The organism is Faecalicatena orotica, from assembly GCF_003149245.1.
In the GTDB taxonomy this organism is placed as follows: Bacteria; Bacillota; Clostridia; order Lachnospirales; family Lachnospiraceae; genus Faecalicatena_A; species Faecalicatena_A orotica.
Genome location: NZ_QGDL01000005.1, coordinates 1 through 18,878, shown reverse-complemented (window position 1 = coordinate 18,878; position 18,878 = coordinate 1). Strand labels below are relative to the sequence as shown.

The following is an 18,878-nucleotide window of genomic DNA, read 5'->3' as shown; positions in this document are numbered from 1 at the left end:
TACTAGACTAAAGTCTATACTTCATTCTATACTTTATTCTCGTAAAGTTCAGTTGATTTTATTATGAAATTTTCATCTCCGAATGTCAATATTTTTTTGAAAATAAATACAAATCTGTCCTACAACACTAAACTGTGTTTTCAAAAGTATGTGACACATTTTATTAGATGAGATATAATAATTTTATCCGCGATCCCCGTAAATATCCGGGGAAAATATATGCCTGTACCGGAAATGTTTAGTGAATGATACTCCACGAAAGAGAGGTATGAATCTATGAATGTTACCGAAGCAATCCAGTCCCGCAGAAGTATACGAAAATTTCAGGATAAGCCCGTACCCACGGAACTCCTCCTGAAGCTTGCAGATGCCGGCCGGTCCGCCCCGAGCGCCAGTAATCTCCAGGCATGGAAGTTTATCTTTGTCACGCTTCCCGAACTAGTAAGTAAAGTCGATCTGTTTAGTCCCGGTTTGAGCGGCAAACCGCCTGTCATTCTGGTCATTTGTTCGGATATGGACTATGCCCTGAAACATGGTTCACGCAATTCTGAAATCTACGGCTGCATGATGGATGCCTCTATGGCTGCCGAAAACATTATGCTTGCCGCGCTTGAAGAAGGCCTCGGGACCTGTGCTGTCAAATCTTATAACGACGCAGCTGTCAGGAAGCTTCTGAATCTGCCCGATACCTACCGCATTGAAATGCTTATGTCCATAGGCTGGCCGGACGGAGAACCCAGAGAGTCCAGACGGAAATCTCTGGAGGATGTCCTGATTTTTAACCGATGGGAGGAAAAACATGAATAACAAAGAAGCATATATGGAACTTTTAATTTATATGATAACCAGTGCCGCCGGCTTAGAAAACGAACCGCATATCTATGGCCCTCTCAGAATGATAGAGGCGTCCCAGAGGCTGTGCGGACTGATGCAGGAGGAAGACCCGGATAATGAAGATCTCAAAGAGCTGATCCGGATCATAGAGAATGGAAAACAAAAGAGCACATCCGACGAGGAAGCCTTTTATCAGATGCTGCAGGATGCGGCCGCAAAGCTTGTAGACCTTTTATAAGCTGCTCCTTTACCACAAAAATGAAGCCATACTGTCACCGTACCATGCAGAAGCGGTACAATGTCAGTATGGCTTTACTTCTCTTCTTAATCAGATACTTTATCTGTTAATTTTACTAATGGGACTTTCGGCTCCCTGCTCATAAAGCAGGATACAATCTCAGCCAGCAGGGCCACTGCAAGCAGAATCAGAAGAACGACAATATACCCGATATCTCCGGATGATCCAAACATGGAGATACCATTCAGCGCGTCGGCAAATGTATTAATACTGCCGATTGCAAATGTCCCTATTCCCATCGTAAGGAATACAACAGCGACCAGATTTGCGATATCCAGAAACTTATGATCAACGCTGAAATATACAGCACAGCATATTACAGCAAGCAGCAGATATATCACTACATTCTTATTGAATTCTCCTGCTTTATTTGACAGAACCGCATAAGCGATCATAATAATGAAAGTAAATACTGCATTCACAAGATTGATCAGGCCGCTGATTCTTTTTTGTACTAATAATCCTTTCATGACTGCTTCCCTCCCAGTTCTTTTTTACTCCAGACAAATGCCTCCAGATAGTATAGTCCGATAAACAATGCTGTCAGCAGGATGAATACAACATTCAGTGCTTTCAGAGCAGTCTGCCACCACGGTGTAATGTGTTCTACTTTTGCATTGCTGTCAAGTCCGTTGATCAGAATGGATCTGGACTGGGCATAGACGGTATGCTTTGTTGCATTACGCAATGCTTCCAGCATATAACCATCGCCATCTTCAATTGCCTTTAATACTTTGTCTTTACTGAGGTTGGATGCCGCCGACTCCTCTGATGCTCCGAATCCAGCCATATCCCAGCAGAAATAGTCGACGCCTGCTGTGATATTCGACGTATAATGCGTCTTATAATCCATTGCAACAACCGCATCTGTTGTCACATGCCCTTTAAAGCCCCATTCACCGCGCAGCACCTGTGTCAGAAGAGGCGCAGAGCTTCCACAGTAGGTACATCCGATACGGTTAAACGCTGTCATTGTCCCCAGGGCGCCGCCTTTCGTATAAGCGCCTTCAAATGCCCTGAGATACTGCTCTCTTAAAGCCTGTTCATTTGTAAAGGTCGCCACACTCTCCCTGTTTGCCTCCTGATCGTTGACAACCATGTGTTTGAGCCCCAGAATAATACCGTATTTTTGGACATTTTCCCCGACAATGGCTCCGACGATATATCCCATATTACCGTCTTCTGAATAGTACGCGGATGCACGTCCGTTAAATGGTGTCCTGTGAATATTCGGCCCCCCTGACCAGATCTCGGTACAGCCCATGAAGTAAGCCTCGTTTGCTGTCAGGGCACTGCGCCTTGCCATCTCATCCTTGTTCCATGTTGAGGTCATGACCACCGTTGAAGGCCATACGATACCAGACTTTTCAGTTGCCTTAAATTTCACCTGCTCCAGACAGTCCATGTCATCCCCTCTGTATGTGGCCGGCATATTTACGCTTTCGATCATAGAAGAACCATTCTGGTCCGGAAGGATTGAACACATTTCCTCTGCCGTCAGCTGGTCTAAAAATGTATTCCATGTTTCCTCATCGTCAAACTCCACATCTTTCATGCTTACAAAGGAGAGGCCAGCATCTTTTCCCTGTGTAAAATCATCGACGGACGGAGAATCCTCTGGCTGTTCGTACAGCTCGCCGTCGAGAGTTTTCATCATATCCTCTGTCGCCGTTACAGAAACCTGTGTAACCGGATATGTGCCCTCCCAGTCACTTCTGGAAAGGTAATCAACTGTATCTGTTTCTAGATTATTCAGGTCGGCATCGTCAAACTGATTTGTCACCGTCTCGTCAGAATAACGTGACTGTCTATATGTTTCTGTATCCAGTTTCTCTTCCTTCCAAGTGTATGCCTTGTCCGCATCTCCTTCGGCCGGGCTGCCAAGTACGTCTGTCATTCCTTGCGCACCTTTTGCCGCCAGAATATTATTTAATGCATCATGCGCGTCATCACCGATTGCAAGATAATAATCTCCTTCACTCAGGATATATCCCTTTGCATTCGTATAATCATAGCTGGCCAGCAGATATTTTTCCACATCAACCTCTACAGTCTCGGATGCGCCCGGTTCCAGCATACCAGTCTTCTCAAAACCGGCCACCTGAATGGCAGACTTTTCAACTGCATTTTCTTTCTCGTAATCACCATAAGGAGTCTGCGCATAAACCTGGACAACAGATTTTCCTGCCTTATCTCCTTCATTTGTTACCGTCACCTTTACTGTATAGCTGTCTGTCTCTTCATGGTACTCTACACCATCTACCTGCTGTGTGAAGGATGTGTAAGACAATCCATATCCAAACGGATAGGCAATTTCGTTGTTATAATCCCACGCTGCATTTGTCGAAGAACCGGCGGCACCCGTAGCATTCCCGCTGCCAAGCACTGTATCCTCGTATCTTGTCTCATAATATTTATATCCCACATAAATACCCTCGGAATAGATCAGATAATTAGAAACATATTTGTCCGTATCTGAACAGAATTCCAGAACTTCATCCAGATTTTCCCACTGTGGTGTGTTTTTAGCCTGCGCATAGGTAACTGCCGGTGCTGACAGGGAGTTTTTCGCATAAGTATCCACCAGTTTTCCGGACGGGCTGACATCACCCTTCAGCACGTTTACAACGCCGGTAAAACCAACTGCACCGGGAGACCCGATCCAGAGACATGCATCCACATCATAATCGTCAAGCTCCCCAAGTTCCATCGCCCAGTTCGAGTTTACAAGAAGAATAATCTTCTTAAATGTTCCGTTTGCTTTCTCTTCCTTAAGCATTTCCAGAAGATCACGCTCATCCTGATGCAGTGCGAGCTGGCTGATCCCCTCTGAGTCCTCCAGCACAAGGTCACAGTCTTCACTTCCCTGCCTCGTCAGCATGACTACTGCCGCATCATTATATTCATTTTTCCAGCTGTTTTTCAGATCTTCAGTGTATAATTCCTTCGGTGCCTCTCCGATTTCCGGATTCTGTGCATCCTTCAGGCGCGTATAACCACTGTTCTGGTATGCTTTCACCATTGTTTCGTTTACATTATACGCCGACTGCATGGCAGATAAATACGTTACCAGTTCCTGTGTGGACCCACTTGTTGAATGATAGCTGTAAAACGGCCCGCTGACAGGTGCCGCCGCTCCAAACCCGCCGGCCGACTCGGACTTCTGGGCACTTTCTATAGAATTCTGCCCGAATAATGTGATGCTGCTGCCCTCTGAGAGTGGAAGCGCATTATTATCATTTTTTAAAAGTACGGATCCTTCCTCCTGTTCAAGCACTGCCTCATCGGCACAGTCGTCTTCCAGTTCCTGAAGCTTGTCTGTATCATAAATATCTGTTCCATAATCGCTCTTATAATATGCTGTATCCTCTTCCTTTGTATCATCAGATACAATTTTCGTTGTGTTAATTCCAAGAACCGTATTGATCCTGCCTTCATACGAATCCGCAACTGGTGCGCCCAGGTTCACCGCAACTAGCATGAACGCCGAGACTGCACCTAAACCTCGTGTCAGTTCTTTCTTAATTTTCATTCCCTTTCCTCCATGATATATGATCGCGCCAGATACACTGCATCAAACTGCAGGGAACCCGACTCCCGCTGCTGCCGCCAGCCGGACATGCAAATCTGTCTGCCCGAATCGCTGCCCGCGGGAATAAAATAATTCCGTGCACATCATTATTTTTGTAAAATATATCATGAATTCACAAAATATCCACAGATATTTCGTAACAGGTCATTTCCATTTCGTACTTTGCATTTTTTTCTTTCTTACGGAATCGGAACTACAATCATCAGCCTAAATGTATTGTTTTGTATCCCCACATCCATACAGCCATCATATTTTTCCACGCTGTTTCTGATACTTTTCAGCCCGAATCCATGCCCTTCACTCTCCTTCTTCGTCGTCAGCGGCAGACCATTTTCAAAAATAAGGTCCTCATTTTCAAAATAGTTTTCCACCTGCATAAGCAGAAGTTTTCCTTTTGTCCACACTGAAACCGAAATTATCTTCTTTTCCGGATCAGAAACCATAAGTACACTTTCAATAGCATTGTCTATCGCATTTCCAAGGATTGTATAAAGATCTACCGCATGAATGAAATCCATCTTTTTCCCATCTGCCACACAAGTCAGGTCAATACCATTCTTCATACAGATCAGATTCTTTTGCGAGAGCAGAATGTCCAGCACCTTGCTGCCGGTCTCCAGTTGGGAATCATAGGACTGTATTGTTTTGCTGACTTCATTGAAATATGTCTGCCGCTCCTCTTCATTCGCAAACAGTTTAAGGGACTCCAGATGCTTCTTCAGGTCATGGCAGATCATATTGATCGTCTCCATGTCATCTTTCCTGAGCTTGTACAATTCCTTTTGTTTCATCCAGATCTGCTTTTCCATATCCTGTTCTCTCTGTTTTTTCAGCTTTTTCTTATAATCAACCTGTTCCCATAAAACAAAGACACAGCAGATCAGATCATATGCCATACAAACGTAGTACATGCTGCTTCTGTCCCCAGCATAAATATTATCCGCCACAATACTGAGTACCAGTACAAGCAGTAATATAATACAGAGTGAAAACATCGAAAATTTAAGGTCAATATTAAACCTGCCGTTTTCTGGCAGCTTTCTCACGACCAAATAATAAACTGCCGCAAGTACGGCTATGGAAACCAGTATATAGCCGATAGAATAAACCGGCTGGTTTCCATCCGGGCGGAACAGTATCTGGTACAGGCCGTAAGAAATGTGCTGTGTTATGTATGCGCACGCAAGACAATAAACAGATTCTTTTACCGTTATATCATACAGGAGGAAGCAAAATACTGTCATTGCACAGAATTCAACAATATACGTTAAAAATCCGTGGGTGAACAGACTGGCACAGAACAGACAGAATATAATCCCTCCGGCCAGTCGGTACGGGAACCTGTCCCTTTTCTTTAAACCGGCTGAAAACAGCAAAACAATCGGAAGCATATTAATCGTAAAAAAACTCCGTAATATCAAGTCTGCAATTGTCTCTCCCATTATCTCAGCCCTCCCTTGTAATAATCTAAAAGTGCCTGCTTTAACTGCTTTTTGCGCGATCTGCTCACCTTCAGCTCATACCTGCCATCCAGTTCAACTGTTTCTTTCTCAAGTGACGTTACATATTTCAGATTGATACAAAAGCAGTGGTTACAACATGTGAAATGCTTTTCCTCAAATTTGTTTGCAAATTCTTTCAAAGTCCCCAGCATTTTATACTCCTGACTCTTTGTAATAATATGAAGCCAGTGGTCTCTTATCTCAGCATAGATAATATCATCAGACATTACCTTCCGGACTCCCGTCTCATAAGGAACAAGCAGGCTTACCGCCTCCGATTCCCTGATAGATGAAATCGCCTTCGTCAGCTTCATGGAAAACGGGAAATATTTGACTGGCTTGAGTACATAATCCAGAGCCCCGACCTCATACCCGTTGATCGCATACTGTGCCATATTCGTTATAAAAATTATAATGACCCGGTCATCTGTCCTGCGCACCACCTTTGCCGCGTCCATTCCGTTCATTCTCGGCATTTCAATATCCATTAACAGAATATCATACACCGGCTCATAGTCTGAAACCAGTTCACTTCCATCAGAAAAACAAGAAACATCGATTTCGACATCGTTTTCCATGACATAAGTGTCTATATACTTTTTGATCCTGTTCATAAAAGCTTTATCATCCTCTACGATTGCAATACGAATCATGTTTCCCCCTTATATATGGAAAAGCACGTCCGCAGACGTGCTTTTCTTCCTGTCAAAACAGATGATATCCATCACTTATTCAAGGAACTGCTTCAGCTCTGACATAAATGTATTCACATCCTTAAATTCCCTGTAAACGGATGCAAAACGAACATAAGCTACAGGGTCCAGAGCCATCAGCTTGTCCATCACGATCTCGCCGATCTTGCTGCTCGGAATCTCTTTCTCTTCCCTGTTAAAAATCTCCAGTTCAATTTCATCTATCGTCTTCTGGATCTCAGATGCAGGAACCGGACGTTTATAACAAGCACTTAAAACACCCTGTTCTATCTTGGCACGGTCATACTGTTCCCTGTTGTTATCTTTCTTGATCACGATCAGCGGAATAGTCTCAATTTTTTCATAAGTTGTAAAACGCTTTCCGCACACATCGCAGGAACGCCTTCTGCGAATGGAATTGTTCTCTTCCGCCGGTCTTGAATCAATAACTCTCGTATCGGGGTGGCCACAATAAGGACATTTCATAATATATTCCGCCTTTCCTACCAATTCTGTCCTCATTATACACAATATCCTTTACTGTGTCCAGATGATGTTTCGCGTATTTACGGGCTTTTTTGCCCTTTTCCGGGGCGGGTCTTTACAGCTTCTGAAGAAACTTTTCCTCCTGTATTTCTACTAATATAATATCCGGACCAATCTTCTTAATACAGCGCCACGGAATCACATATTCGCAGTCTGTCCCCAGAAACCCGCATATCTTCCCGGGGCCCGGAATTATGATCGCCTCAACCCTGCCTTCTTTGACATCGATGTCTATGTCTACGACACACCCCAGCCTCTTACAGTCACATACGTTGATTACTTCCTTTTCCCGCAGTTCACATAATCTCATAGTTTCCCATCCTGAACAGTCAGCCTGCTTCATACGGACCCATTTTCTGATAACACAAAAAATGCCCGCATACAGCAACAGCAGTTATTCTTACTGTTACTATATGCAGGCATTCAGAATCGGTGATACTGTGTAATGGTTAAATTGACATCACTTTCTCGCTCTCAAATGCCTTCGCGATTACACCGATCAGTACCGCTCCGAGAACCAGTGTTACTCCCAGTGTCAGTCCATACTGCATCATGGTGACCTCCTGTGTCAGGATTCCCTGCAGCGTCAGTGATGTGTTATAGATCGGTACGGCATAAAGCCATTCCTGTGGGGTCTTTGTTGTAAACATTGTTGTGATTCCGAGTACAAGTACGAGCATATACACTGGCATGATATAGGAGTTCGCTTCCTTTACAGTCTTGGCAAATACAGATACCAGAACGATGATCGCGGAATACATAAACGCAATTGCAATTAAAAGCGCCGCCAGCATTCCTATCTGTGCCGGGTTCAGCGACAGGTTCACGCCTAAATCCGAACCTCCCATGCCGCCCATCATCTGTGGCATAAAGGCTACCATAGCCCCCACATAGACAACCGAAGAGACACCGGAAATAATCATGAGTGAGAATACTTTTCCTAATACGATCGAGCTTCTTTTTATCGGAGACACGAGAAGGCTTGCCATTGTACCACGCTCCTTCTCACCGGCTACCATATCCGTCCCGATCCCCATCGCACCAGCAAATAACAGGATCGTTATAAAGTAAGGCAGCATCATACCGAGTATCTTCCCGCCGGCCTTTTCTTCATCCTGAATGACCATATCCGGATTGTCAGAATTCACCGTAAATACGGTCAGCCCCGCCATGTCTTCCACGCGGTCTGCCAGAAGTGTCTCCCTGTAATTTTCCAGCACGCCTGATGAAATCGCATCATATGCCGCACGTGAATAATCTTCCGACGGGTTATAATAGGTCTTGATCTGAGGGACAGAATCACCGGCCTTATACTCCGTAACCGCGTCCATGAAACCTTCCGGAAATTCTATCAGCAGGTCTGCATTCCCGTCTCTGATCATATCTTCCGTGCCTGCACGGTCGCTCATCTGGATAATCTCACATTCTTTATCTGATGATCTTAAAAAGTCTTCAAATCCGTCCGGGGCATTCTGGACATATACAATAGAATTATGCGCTTCCACATCATTCTGTGCACTCGTGCTCAGACTGCTGACCAGTGTCATGATCCCGACCATGATAAGGACAGGAAGCAGGAAAACGGAAAAAATCATCTTCTTATCTTTAAATACTCTGGCCAGTTCTTTCCGGCATATCTGACTGATTCCACTCATCTTACTTCCCCCCTTTTATGTCTCTGTAGAGTTCAAAGAAAGCATCTTCGAGATCCTCTGTATTCGTATCGTGGAGGATCTGCTCCAGATTCCCCTCAGCAACTTTACATCCGTCAATGATAATCCCGATCCTGTCACAGATCTTCTCAGCCTCGGACATCACATGTGTGGAGATGATGACAAGCTTGCCGTCATCCCGCAGCTTTTTCAGATAATCCGTCACGCTTCTGGCCGTGATAACATCCAGCCCATTGGTCGGCTCATCAAATATCACAATCTCCGGGTCGTGCACAAGGCAGACTGCGATAGCCGCCTTCTGTGCCATACCTGTTGACAGCTCTTTGATCTTCTTATGTGAAAAATCCTTGATCCCGAAATAAGTAAAAAGTTCTTCTTTCCGGGACTTTAACCTGTCTTCCGGTATATTATGCAGTCTTCCGAAGAAGTCAAACATATAGTCAACGGAAAACTGCGGGTCCAGCTTGATATCACCGGTCAGGAAACCGATCTTCTCCCTTACTTTTTCCGGCTCCTTCTGTACCTCGTGCCCTGCAACGAATATCTCTCCTTTTGTGGGCTTGATAATCGTAGAGATGCAGCGCAGTGTCGTCGTCTTTCCCGCCCCGTTTGGTCCTAAAAGTCCATATATCTCTCCCGGCTTTGCAGTCAGGCTCAGGTTATTAACAGCAGTCTTGACCGGATTCGTCGTCTTGGATTCCTTCATCTGCTTTTTGTTCAGCTTATAAATCTTGGTCATGCCTTTGATTTCAATCATAATCTCCCCTCCTCATATCTGTATTATTGTGTTAATACAAATATAAGTCTTTGTTATCTATTTGTCAACCAAAATATTTTACCAGTTTTATCCCTGTTTTTTATTGGGTTTTTATATTTAATTTCTCAGTCTGCTTTCCTGAAATCAGAAACCCGGAATTACAGGTTCTTCTCATAGTACTTTTTGATAACAGCCAGAAGCAGGCAGTACAATATTGTCACGGCCCATATGCACCAGAATACCATCATATTGAAGAACACGGATATCAGCATTGTCACATAACAGAGACCAAGCATAATATATCCTGTCAGGTACATCGTCTTCTGCATGATCAGGCTGTTCCTTTCATCGGACTCTTTCAGCCGTTCCGCCCTCAGACGTTTTTCATCACGCAGAAGTTTCTTTGCTTTTATATACTCCTTAATTCCCATGACAATGATAACTGCCCCGGTTCCTGAAAATAATCCGCATACAAATCCTGCATGCATGGTTTCCATACGCATCATTGCAAACAGCGCCGCAATTATGGCTGCAGCCCCCGCAAAACAAAGCAGGATATCGGCCTTACATCTGCTCTTCAACTTGTTCCTGTACTCCTCATCGGTCTTTGCACCTTTTAATAATGTTTTCACTATCATATGTTCTCCTCCTCCAGATTAAATATAAAAATCTCCTCTATACTCATTTCAAAATACTGTGCGATCTTATGGGCTAAAATCAACGATGCATTATACTTGCCGTTTTCCAGCGATATAATGGTCTGCCTTGTCACTTCAACCGCATCTGCCAGCTCATTCTGCGTAATCTTCCGCGCTTTCCTTAATTCCTGAATCCGGTTAATCAATACGCTTCCCCGCTTTCTTATGTTTTATCATGATTCTTGTCTGCACCCTGCCTGAATCTGAAAAGCTCTTTCTTCTTTGCTTTCAGTCTCTGGTACTTTTCTTCCGACAGCAGCCCTATTAGTTCAAAGCATATGCCAATTCCTAACATCACGCATTTAATAAACTCAGGCACAGCAAAAAACTGTTCCATCGTTAACGTTCCTGCACACACCAATAATCCTATTTTTACTTCCTTACGTAAATCTCTTCTCATTGGAACTTCTCCTTTCTGCTACTTTATGGATTATGAAAGCCTAAAATCATGTTTCCGTATTTGTCTTTCTGAATAAAGTATAGTTTGCTTTACATTAAATGTCAAGTGTGTTTTACATTTTTTGTAAAGTTTGTTTTACATTATTAATTTTCAACCTCTTTGCCCTGTAAAATTTAAAAAAATTAGGGACAATTTTTGTTGCCCCCCACTACTTGTAAACGAATAAATCCGATGTTATATCGTCAAACTACAGCATCGGATTTTCTGTGTCTTCCAATTTCGTCAAAATGCCTAATTGCTCTTTTTCTTATCTCATGATATAGTTCTATCAGAAACTTCGAAAGGTATTCACCTTTCATTTTTCAATCGGCAGTTCGCCGGTTTACCCAATTAATTACTTATTAGAACCGCAGAAAACAAAATCTGAGTACTACATATTGAAGAGATTCCTGTCTTTTACATATCTGCATTTCGTGATATGATAATAATAAGTCAGAAGAACTCCTTACATGTGTATTATCTGTTTTCTGCACAGGAAAGGAGATTTCATTTTATGACCAAAAGCAACTTTATTATGTTACCCACTGTAGACTTTTGTTTCAAGGAACTGATGCAGAACCCCAAAGTCAGGAAGGGCTTCATTTCAGCATTGCTGAACCTGTCGCCGGATGAAGTCGAGGATACGATTCTTCTCCCCACGCTGCTTCCGAGAGACTCGGCTGATGATAAGCTGGGAATCATGGATGTACGTGTATTACTTAAGGACGGGACGCAGATGAATATGGAAATGCAGGTCAAATACTTTGAATACTGGGATGAACGCGCCATGTTCTACCTCAGTAAGATGTTTGACAGCCAGATCCGCAAGGGTGAATCCTATGAAAAACTGCAGAAATGTATCCATGTAAGTATTTTAGATTTCATCCATTTTCCCAATGACAAAGAATGTTACCGCAGGATTCATTTCCGGGATGACAGCACCTATGATCTTTATTCGGATAAAATGGAGCTTCAGATACTGGAACTGAAAAAACTGCCCCCTGAAGTAAAGACTGGCGAGGATGTTCTTGCATGGATGAGGTTCTTCAGTGGTAAAAACAGAGAGGAGTTTCAGACTATGGCTAAGACAAACGAATATCTCGATGAAGCATACAATACACTGCTCCAACTGAGTGCGGATGATAAAAAGCGGCTGGAATATGAGGCCCGTGAAAAGGCATTGAAAGATTATAATACCCAGATAAAAAGCGCTGAAAAGAGAGGGCTGAAAGCCGGCGAGGAGATTGGGCGCAAAGCCGGCGAGGAAATCGGACGCAAAGCTGGGGAGGCGATTGGACGCAAAGCTGGGGAGGAAATCGGACGCAAAGCCGGTGAAGAGATTGGACGCAAAGCCGGCGAGGAAATCGGACGTAAGGCTGGAGAAGAAATTGGGATGTGCAGGGGCAAAGAGTTGGGGGAACAGGAAGGGGAACGCCGTACCCGCCAGATCTTCAAACTTTTCATGCAAGGTAAATCACCGGAAGAAATTGCCGCCCTTTGTAATATTAGTATAGATAAAGTAAAACATATATTAGAATAGCTTGTAAGCTACATTAGATTTTTGAGAGTTCAGGAGGATTTTACACTATGAAAGAAACTATATTATTATTTCACGTATCAGATAAAGAGAAGCTTTTGAAAATAGAGATGGCATTATTCCCTCTACACGTGCGTCTAAAGAAAGTAAAGACGGAAGAGTACAATCAGCCGCTCGGCGTACTGGCGGGTGTGAAAGACGCGGTTCCCAAAGAAGGGGCCTATAACGGGGACGATCTGCCGGATACGATGATTGTCTTTGCCTTTTTCGATGACAACAGGCTGAATCAGGCACTTGCAGCCCTAAAAAAGAGCGGGGCGGGCCCTCTCCCCTACAAGGCAGTGCTTACTCCTACGAACCAGTTATGGACGGCACAGGAATGTTTTGCAGAAATCCGGCAGGAGCATGAGGCTATGACTCCGAAGAAGTAGTCTTCAGCATATTTCTGTAACAGATGCTGCTTTCTTATACGTTAAAAAGGTTCTATCGAATACAGTGACGCCCGGAATATCCGGGTTGTGCGTATTCAATAGAGCCTTTTCCTATGCATTATAGTGCCAGTATTACCACGGAAGGAGTTTTCCACCCCCGCTTAATGTAATCGTTTTTTTATTCAGCCAGCTGTTTCCGGCATTTGAGCTGTCGTAGTAAATAGAGTGTCCATTGGACTGAATATTACTGCATTTTGAATCATCATTCTTAATAACATTTACATAGGAATCCCCGGTTAATTCCCATTTAGAGTCTTTATCCAGAGAAATATCCACATTCTGTCCCTTGTTTTCCCCATTTACAGTGCCCTTTAATGTTGACTGTTCCGTGAGATTTATTGTCACCCTGCTTATTTCATCACAGATGATATCACCCTGCAGCTTCTGTGCAATTCCTGTCAGTGTAATATCGCCCCCGTTCTTTCCTGCCGTCCCCCAGCTATTCGTATCATTGCCGGCAGCGTTAATAAGTATTTTCCCCTGATATATCAATTCTGTGTTTATAAGAACCGCTTCAGCCTTCGTATTGGTAATATAGAACATGGGTCCCTGCCCTGTCGATGTCAGCCTGGAATCGGTTACTTTCAGTTTTGCCGGGTCTTCTTTGGAATCCCCTTCAGTACTCTGATACAGCATGATCCCCTGTTTCCCGACTCCTGTAAAATCACATTTGTTCAGGCTCACGGAATTCTTCCCATCAACCACGATAATCGGTCCTGTTTCAGAATTACCGGTCAGGTCTTCCAATGCAATCTTCCCTTCCGAATAAATACAGGGACTCCCCTGTCCGGAAGCAGAAATATTACCGCCTGTTACACTTACTGTTCCGCCGCCTTTTCCGGCTGCTATCGGCGGACTCTGGTCTCCGCTGGTCGTTATATCGACGTCAGCCGCCTCTATCGTGCCGCCGTATGTCGCTGTCAGACCTTTTGAAGATCCCCCTGACGTCTCTATCTTCACATCACTGACATGGACTAATGCATCTTTCCCCGAAGAAAAAATCCCCCCGGAACCTTCAGATGATGATGTTATCTCACTTTTGCCGATGCTGGATTCGCTTCCTGCGGTCGTTACAAAAACCGCATTTACACCATAAAAACTACTTTCATCCACACTTGTTGTATCTCCGGCCTTTGTCAGCTTAGCATTTGTCATATTCAAAGTCCCACTGTTCTTTACCAGTACAACACTTTCATTCTCTTTACTTGACCCCAGTGATTCTTTATCGGAAGTGTCGCTTTTGCCATCTACCTGAAGGACCGCTGACAGTTCAATGATGCCCTTGGCAGTTCCATCCGTCTCTGCCTGATCTGCACTGTCCTGTTTCTCAATGCTTGAGGCATCCGGCAGAATCGTAACTGTCTTCGCATCTGCCCCTTCCAGTATTGCCACAATGATATCCCCTGTCTCAATGTCATCAATGGACCCAGCTTCTGTTTCCTCTTGTTTTCCGGAAGATACTTCGGACTCCTGTACTTCTGTCTTATCAGAAACAGTGATAACCTGTTCTTCTCCTGTCAATATCACATTGCTGTAGTCTTCCTCCGGAATTTCGGAGCTTGAATCTTTCCTTTGTGCCAGTGCGATTGTAATGTGTTCTCCCTCGATCTTCGCAACCTGTCCGTAAACAGTAATTTCATCACTCGTCCCCTGACGGCTGCACCCTGTGAATGCAAACGACAGTATCGTTATACCCAGAATCATACGTACCCATCTTTTTTTCATTAGACCATCCTTTCTGCCCCTTATTTCCGGATATCTACCAGCATACCTGCTTTTCTCCATGAGTCAGCATAATTGTATGAAAAATTTTTGACATCCATGTAGCAGAAATGTGTTTTTTCTGTGAACGGAAAGAGTCTGGGTCTTAATGTGCAAACTGGCTTTCATACAACCGCTGGTAGAATCCACCTTTTTCCAACAGTTCTTCATGGCTTCCCTGCTCAATGATATTACCATCCTTCATGACAAGAATCACATCGGCCGTCCTGATCGTTGAAAGTCTGTGTGCCACGATGAAGCTTGTTCTGCCTTCCATCATCCTCTGGAAAGCCTCCTGCACCTTGATCTCTGTTCTCGTATCGATCGATGATGTAGCCTCATCCAGAATCAGCATTGGCGGCAGGTTCAGCATGACTCTTGCAATACAGAGAAGCTGCTTCTGCCCCTGGGACAGATTTCCCCCCTCTTCCTGTATCTCCGTATCATATCCGTCTTTCATTCTCTTTATAAAACTGTGGGCATGCGCCGCCTTTGCCGCTGCTATGATATCCTCCCTCGGCGTATCCGGCCGCCCGTAGGCGATATTTTCCGCTACAGTACCTGATTTCAACCATGTATCCTGAAGTACCATACCGTAATTTGCCCGCAGGCTGTCGCGGGTCACCTCGCGGATATCATGTCCGCTTAAGATGATCTGGCCGGCGTCTACATCATAAAAACGCATAAGCAGGTTAATCAGCGTCGTCTTCCCGCATCCGGTCGGACCGACGATTGCGATCTTCTGTCCCGGTTTTACATCCAGTTTCAGATGTTCCAGAAGCGTGACATCTTTCTTATAGGAAAAGGACACATCTTCAAGCCTCAGGCTCCCGTCTGCCTGCTCCATAATTTCGGCATCTCCTGCATCCGGAATTTCCGGTGTCTCCTCGATAAAATCAAATACACGCTTTGCGCATGCAAAGGCATTCTGCAGCTCTGTTACCACACTTGAGATTTCATTGAAGGGCTTTGTATACTGATTTGCATAGCTCAGGAAACAGGAAAGCTGTCCGACTGAAATCGCCCCGCCCATCGCGGTAAATGCTCCTACAATACCGACGCCGGTATACACAAGTCCGTTGACAAATCGTGTACTCGGATTCGTGATCGAGGAAAAGAAAATTGCTTTCAGACTTACCTCCTGCAGTTTTTTGTTGATCTCATCAAATCTCTCCAGCGCCTTGTCGCCGTATCCGAAAGCCTGAACCACTTTCTGGTTTCCTACCATCTCATCTACAAGGGAAGTCATCTCTGCCCTCGCCTCCGACTGCGCTTTAAACATCATATAGGTTCTCTTCGCTATGAAACTTGCCACAAACAGCGACAACGGCGTAATGAGGATAACTACCAGCGAAATATTCACATTAATCGAAAGCATGAAGACCAGTGTTCCTACAATGGTGACCACACCTGTGAATAACTGGGTAAATCCCATCAGCAGGCCATCCGAAAACTGCTCCACATCCGTGATGATGCGGCTGATCGTCTCACCATACTGATGGCTGTCGATATACTTTAAAGGCAGGACCTGAAGCTGTGCAAACGCACGCGTCCTGACGTCTTTTACAACACGGTAGGTAATCGTATTATTGCACAGGTTCATCATCCACTGTGCAGCACTTGTGAGAAAAACAACCGCTGTCAGTATTTTCAGTATATAAAAAACCGAATCAAAATCAACCTGTCCGATCCCGATAATATAGTCAATCGCATTTCCTGTCAAAATCGGCGCATACAAGGTAAGAGCCACCGATATAACTGCAAATACAAGAGAGAGTATGAGATAATGCAGGTATGGTTTAATCAGACGTATAATTTTCCACGTCGTTTTATCTTTTCTGCCCGTCATGTTAACCTACCTCCTCTCTGGAAAGCTGTGAGTAGCAGATTTCCTGATATACACTGCATGTTTCAAGCAGTTCACTATGGGTGCCGCAGCCTGCGATCTCCCCGTCATCCAGCACAAGGATTCTGTCGGCATACATAATAGAGGCCGCCCGCTGTGACACGATGAATACGGTCATCCCAGTCGTATCCTCGGACAGAGCTTTCCGCAGCCTGGAATCTGTTGCAAAATCCAGCGCAGATGCACTGTCATCCAGAATCAGAATCTGCGGTTTCCTCACAAGTGCCCTTGCTATCGTTAACCGCTGCTTCTGCCCGCCTGAAAGATTCTTTCCGCCCTCGCTCACAGGCGTATCCAGACCTTCCGGTTTTGTCTCGACAATTTCCAGTGCCTGAGCCGTCTTCAGTGCCTCTCTTATCTCCTCATCAGATGCATTTTCCTTTCCCATCTGCATGTTTTCACGGATTGTACCGTGAAACAGTACTGCTTTCTGGGGAACAATCCCCACCTTTTCACGAAGCTCATTTAGCTTCCACGACTTCACATTAACGCCGTTTACGAGCATCTCCCCCTTGCTGGCATCATAAAAACGGGGGATTAGATTCACAAGCGAAGATTTTCCACAGCCTGTACCTCCTATGATACCTATCGTTTCCCCTGCATATGCAGTGAATGTGATATGGGACAGCGCCGGCTCTTTACTTCCCTGATAATAGAATGTAACATCCTTCGCCTCTACACGCGGGGCATTGGAATCCCTGCATGTGTCATCTTCACTGCCGTCTCTGATTCCAGATTCCAGGTCAAATACTTCATTGATTCTTCCCGCCGATGCCACGGCCTTGGTGAAAGATACGATCAGATTCGCCAGCGCTACCAGTGCCAGCAGAATCTGGGACATGTAGTTTACGAGTGCGATGACTTCCCCCTGTGTAATCCTTCCTGTATCCACAGCGCTTCCGCCATACCAGACAACGGCAATGATTCCCACATTAACAAGCACGTATGTCAAAGGGTTCAGAAGTGCTGAAATCTTCCCCACCCGCTGCTGGAATCTCATCAGCAGACTGCTCTTCTCCTCAAACTCCTCTTTTTCCTGATCCTGTGTGCAAAAGGCACGGATTACACGTATCCCTGCAAGGTTTTCACGTGTAGAAAGCAGAACATCATCCAGACTTTTCTGTACCTTCTTATACAAAGGAATCGTCAGCATCATGATTCCATAAATCACAAGAGATAAAAGTGGAACCGTAATTAAAAATATCACTGCAACCTTCACATCGATCGTGAAAGCCATAATCATAGCCCCCACAACAATAAACGGGGACCTAAGGAACAGCCTCAGTACCAGATTTACCCCTGACTGGACCTGATTAATGTCACTGGTCATTCGCACGACAAGCGTGGAACTCCCGGCCTTGTCTATCTCAACATAAGAGAGCTGCCCAATGTGGTGAAACAATGCGTGGCGCAGCCCAGTCCCGAAACCAACCGCGGCCTTCGCTGCAAAGTACTGTGCAAGCAGGGAACAGGAAAGCCCCAGTACACCAAAGACAACCAGAACCGCCCCCATCTTCCATATATAAGGAATATTTTGTTCTTTAATTCCTACATCGATGATCTGCGCCATGATTAAAGGCACGATCAGTTCAAATGTTGCTTCCAGCAGCTTGAACAGCGGACCAATCACGCTCTCTTTTTTATAACCGCTCAAAAATGGTAATAATCTTTTCACTTCCAACCCCTCCGTATATAATCTGTCATATCATAACCAAAGATACCTAACATTGTACCAGATGAAAACCCGCCTGTAAACGGGGTTGAAGCGCACGATGTTGTACGGCAGTAAAGCGTAAATAAACTTTAACAAGAAAGTATTGACTCGGGCGTTTGACAGTTGCATAAAAGAAAAACCCTTATAGTGCCTAGAAATAGGCGCTTTTTTTGTCAACTATTTTAATTTAATATATAGTAATATTTAGTGATATGTGGTATACTTATATTGAGGTGATTACTATGCGCGTGACTACATCAAAATCAAAGAATTCTGAATCCTTTTATATTACCAAATCCTATACCAACGCCCAGGGCAAAAGCACTTCGAAGACCATCCGGAAATTAGGCACCCTGGCGGAACTGTCAAAACGTCTCGGTACCGACAGGGACGGTGTTATGGCGTGGGCAGAAGAAGAAGCACGCCTAGAAACTTTAA

The 18,878-nt window shown here is 44.5% G+C and carries 18 protein-coding genes and 1 pseudogene; 5 read left to right on the top strand and 14 right to left on the bottom strand.

Going from position 1 to position 18,878, the window contains the following annotated elements; all coding sequences use genetic code 11:
- Positions 1-276: 276 nt before the first annotated feature.
- Both A8806_RS09020 and A8806_RS09015 read left to right on the top strand, forming a co-directional pair.
- Complete coding sequence (locus tag A8806_RS09020; protein WP_109730870.1) at positions 277-807, top strand: nitroreductase family protein; 531 nt, start codon at positions 277-279, stop codon at positions 805-807.
- Positions 800-1,072, top strand: coding sequence for a DUF6092 family protein (locus tag A8806_RS09015; protein ID WP_109730869.1), 273 nt, complete (start codon positions 800-802; stop codon positions 1,070-1,072). Before A8806_RS09020 ends, A8806_RS09015 begins: the two co-directional genes overlap by 8 nt.
- 86 nt (positions 1,073-1,158) lie before the next feature.
- On the opposite strand, the gene A8806_RS09010 is transcribed toward A8806_RS09015, so the two are convergent.
- From A8806_RS09010 to A8806_RS08960, 11 genes are all read right to left on the bottom strand, one after another.
- Positions 1,159-1,602 (bottom strand): hypothetical protein, encoded by a 444-nt coding sequence (locus tag A8806_RS09010; RefSeq protein ID WP_109730868.1) that lies wholly within the window; start codon positions 1,600-1,602, stop codon positions 1,159-1,161.
- Positions 1,599-4,664 carry a glycoside hydrolase family 3 protein gene (locus A8806_RS09005; protein WP_109730867.1) on the bottom strand — a complete coding sequence of 1,022 codons (3,066 nt, stop codon included), beginning with the start codon at positions 4,662-4,664 and terminating at the stop codon, positions 1,599-1,601. The genes A8806_RS09010 and A8806_RS09005 overlap by 4 nt, the downstream gene beginning before the upstream one ends.
- A gap of 239 nt (positions 4,665-4,903) precedes the next feature.
- Positions 4,904-6,166: an ATP-binding protein gene (locus A8806_RS09000; RefSeq protein ID WP_109730866.1), complete on the bottom strand. Its 1,263-nt coding sequence runs from the start codon at positions 6,164-6,166 to the stop codon at positions 4,904-4,906.
- Positions 6,166-6,879 (bottom strand): LytR/AlgR family response regulator transcription factor, encoded by a 714-nt coding sequence (locus A8806_RS08995; RefSeq protein WP_109730865.1) that lies wholly within the window; start codon positions 6,877-6,879, stop codon positions 6,166-6,168. The genes A8806_RS09000 and A8806_RS08995 overlap by 1 nt, the downstream gene beginning before the upstream one ends.
- A 75-nt stretch (positions 6,880-6,954) precedes the next feature.
- A complete protein-coding gene (nrdR, locus tag A8806_RS08990) occupies positions 6,955-7,404 on the bottom strand; it encodes a transcriptional regulator NrdR (RefSeq protein ID WP_109731108.1) in 450 nt (149 codons plus the stop codon).
- 115 nt (positions 7,405-7,519) lie between these two features.
- Entirely contained in the window at positions 7,520-7,774 is a 255-nt protein-coding gene (locus tag A8806_RS08985; protein WP_109730864.1) for a YlmC/YmxH family sporulation protein, read from the bottom strand.
- Between the two features lie 139 nt (positions 7,775-7,913).
- Positions 7,914-9,119: an ABC transporter permease gene (locus A8806_RS08980; RefSeq protein WP_109730863.1), complete on the bottom strand. Its 1,206-nt coding sequence runs from the start codon at positions 9,117-9,119 to the stop codon at positions 7,914-7,916.
- A 1-nt stretch (position 9,120) separates the two neighbouring features.
- The gene (locus tag A8806_RS08975; protein ID WP_109730862.1) at positions 9,121-9,894 is read right to left on the bottom strand and encodes an ABC transporter ATP-binding protein; all 774 of its coding nucleotides are present in this window, start codon (positions 9,892-9,894) and stop codon (positions 9,121-9,123) included.
- Positions 9,895-10,052: 158 nt separating this feature from the next.
- Positions 10,053-10,532, bottom strand: coding sequence for a hypothetical protein (locus A8806_RS08970; RefSeq protein ID WP_109730861.1), 480 nt, complete (start codon positions 10,530-10,532; stop codon positions 10,053-10,055).
- Positions 10,529-10,738, bottom strand: a complete 210-nt coding sequence (locus tag A8806_RS08965; RefSeq protein ID WP_109730860.1) for a helix-turn-helix transcriptional regulator — start codon at positions 10,736-10,738, stop codon at positions 10,529-10,531. The genes A8806_RS08970 and A8806_RS08965 overlap by 4 nt, the downstream gene beginning before the upstream one ends.
- Positions 10,739-10,755: 17 nt before the next feature.
- The gene (locus A8806_RS08960; RefSeq protein ID WP_109730859.1) at positions 10,756-10,992 is read right to left on the bottom strand and encodes a hypothetical protein; all 237 of its coding nucleotides are present in this window, start codon (positions 10,990-10,992) and stop codon (positions 10,756-10,758) included.
- A 553-nt stretch (positions 10,993-11,545) separates the two neighbouring features.
- On the opposite strand from A8806_RS08960, the gene A8806_RS08955 reads away from it, so the two are divergent.
- Both A8806_RS08955 and A8806_RS08950 read left to right on the top strand, forming a co-directional pair.
- Positions 11,546-12,571, top strand: a complete 1,026-nt coding sequence (locus A8806_RS08955) for an Rpn family recombination-promoting nuclease/putative transposase (RefSeq protein ID WP_109730858.1) — start codon at positions 11,546-11,548, stop codon at positions 12,569-12,571.
- A 47-nt stretch (positions 12,572-12,618) separates the two neighbouring features.
- Positions 12,619-12,999 carry a DUF3783 domain-containing protein gene (locus A8806_RS08950; RefSeq protein ID WP_109730857.1) on the top strand — a complete coding sequence of 127 codons (381 nt, stop codon included), beginning with the start codon at positions 12,619-12,621 and terminating at the stop codon, positions 12,997-12,999.
- Positions 13,000-13,131: 132 nt separating this feature from the next.
- On the opposite strand, the gene A8806_RS08945 is transcribed toward A8806_RS08950, so the two are convergent.
- The 3 genes from A8806_RS08945 to A8806_RS08935 form a co-directional block, all read right to left on the bottom strand.
- Complete coding sequence (locus tag A8806_RS08945) at positions 13,132-14,784, bottom strand: hypothetical protein (RefSeq protein WP_109730856.1); 1,653 nt, start codon at positions 14,782-14,784, stop codon at positions 13,132-13,134.
- 142 nt (positions 14,785-14,926) lie between these two features.
- On the bottom strand, positions 14,927-16,669 hold the full coding sequence (locus tag A8806_RS08940; protein ID WP_109730855.1) for an ABC transporter ATP-binding protein: 1,743 nt from the start codon (positions 16,667-16,669) through the stop codon (positions 14,927-14,929).
- A 1-nt stretch (position 16,670) separates the two neighbouring features.
- Positions 16,671-18,401, bottom strand: a complete 1,731-nt coding sequence (locus A8806_RS08935; protein WP_109730854.1) for an ABC transporter ATP-binding protein — start codon at positions 18,399-18,401, stop codon at positions 16,671-16,673.
- Positions 18,402-18,682: 281 nt separating this feature from the next.
- Here A8806_RS08935 and A8806_RS08930 point away from each other — a divergent pair.
- A pseudogene (locus A8806_RS08930) lies at positions 18,683-18,878 on the top strand (IS1634 family transposase); the annotation flags it as partial.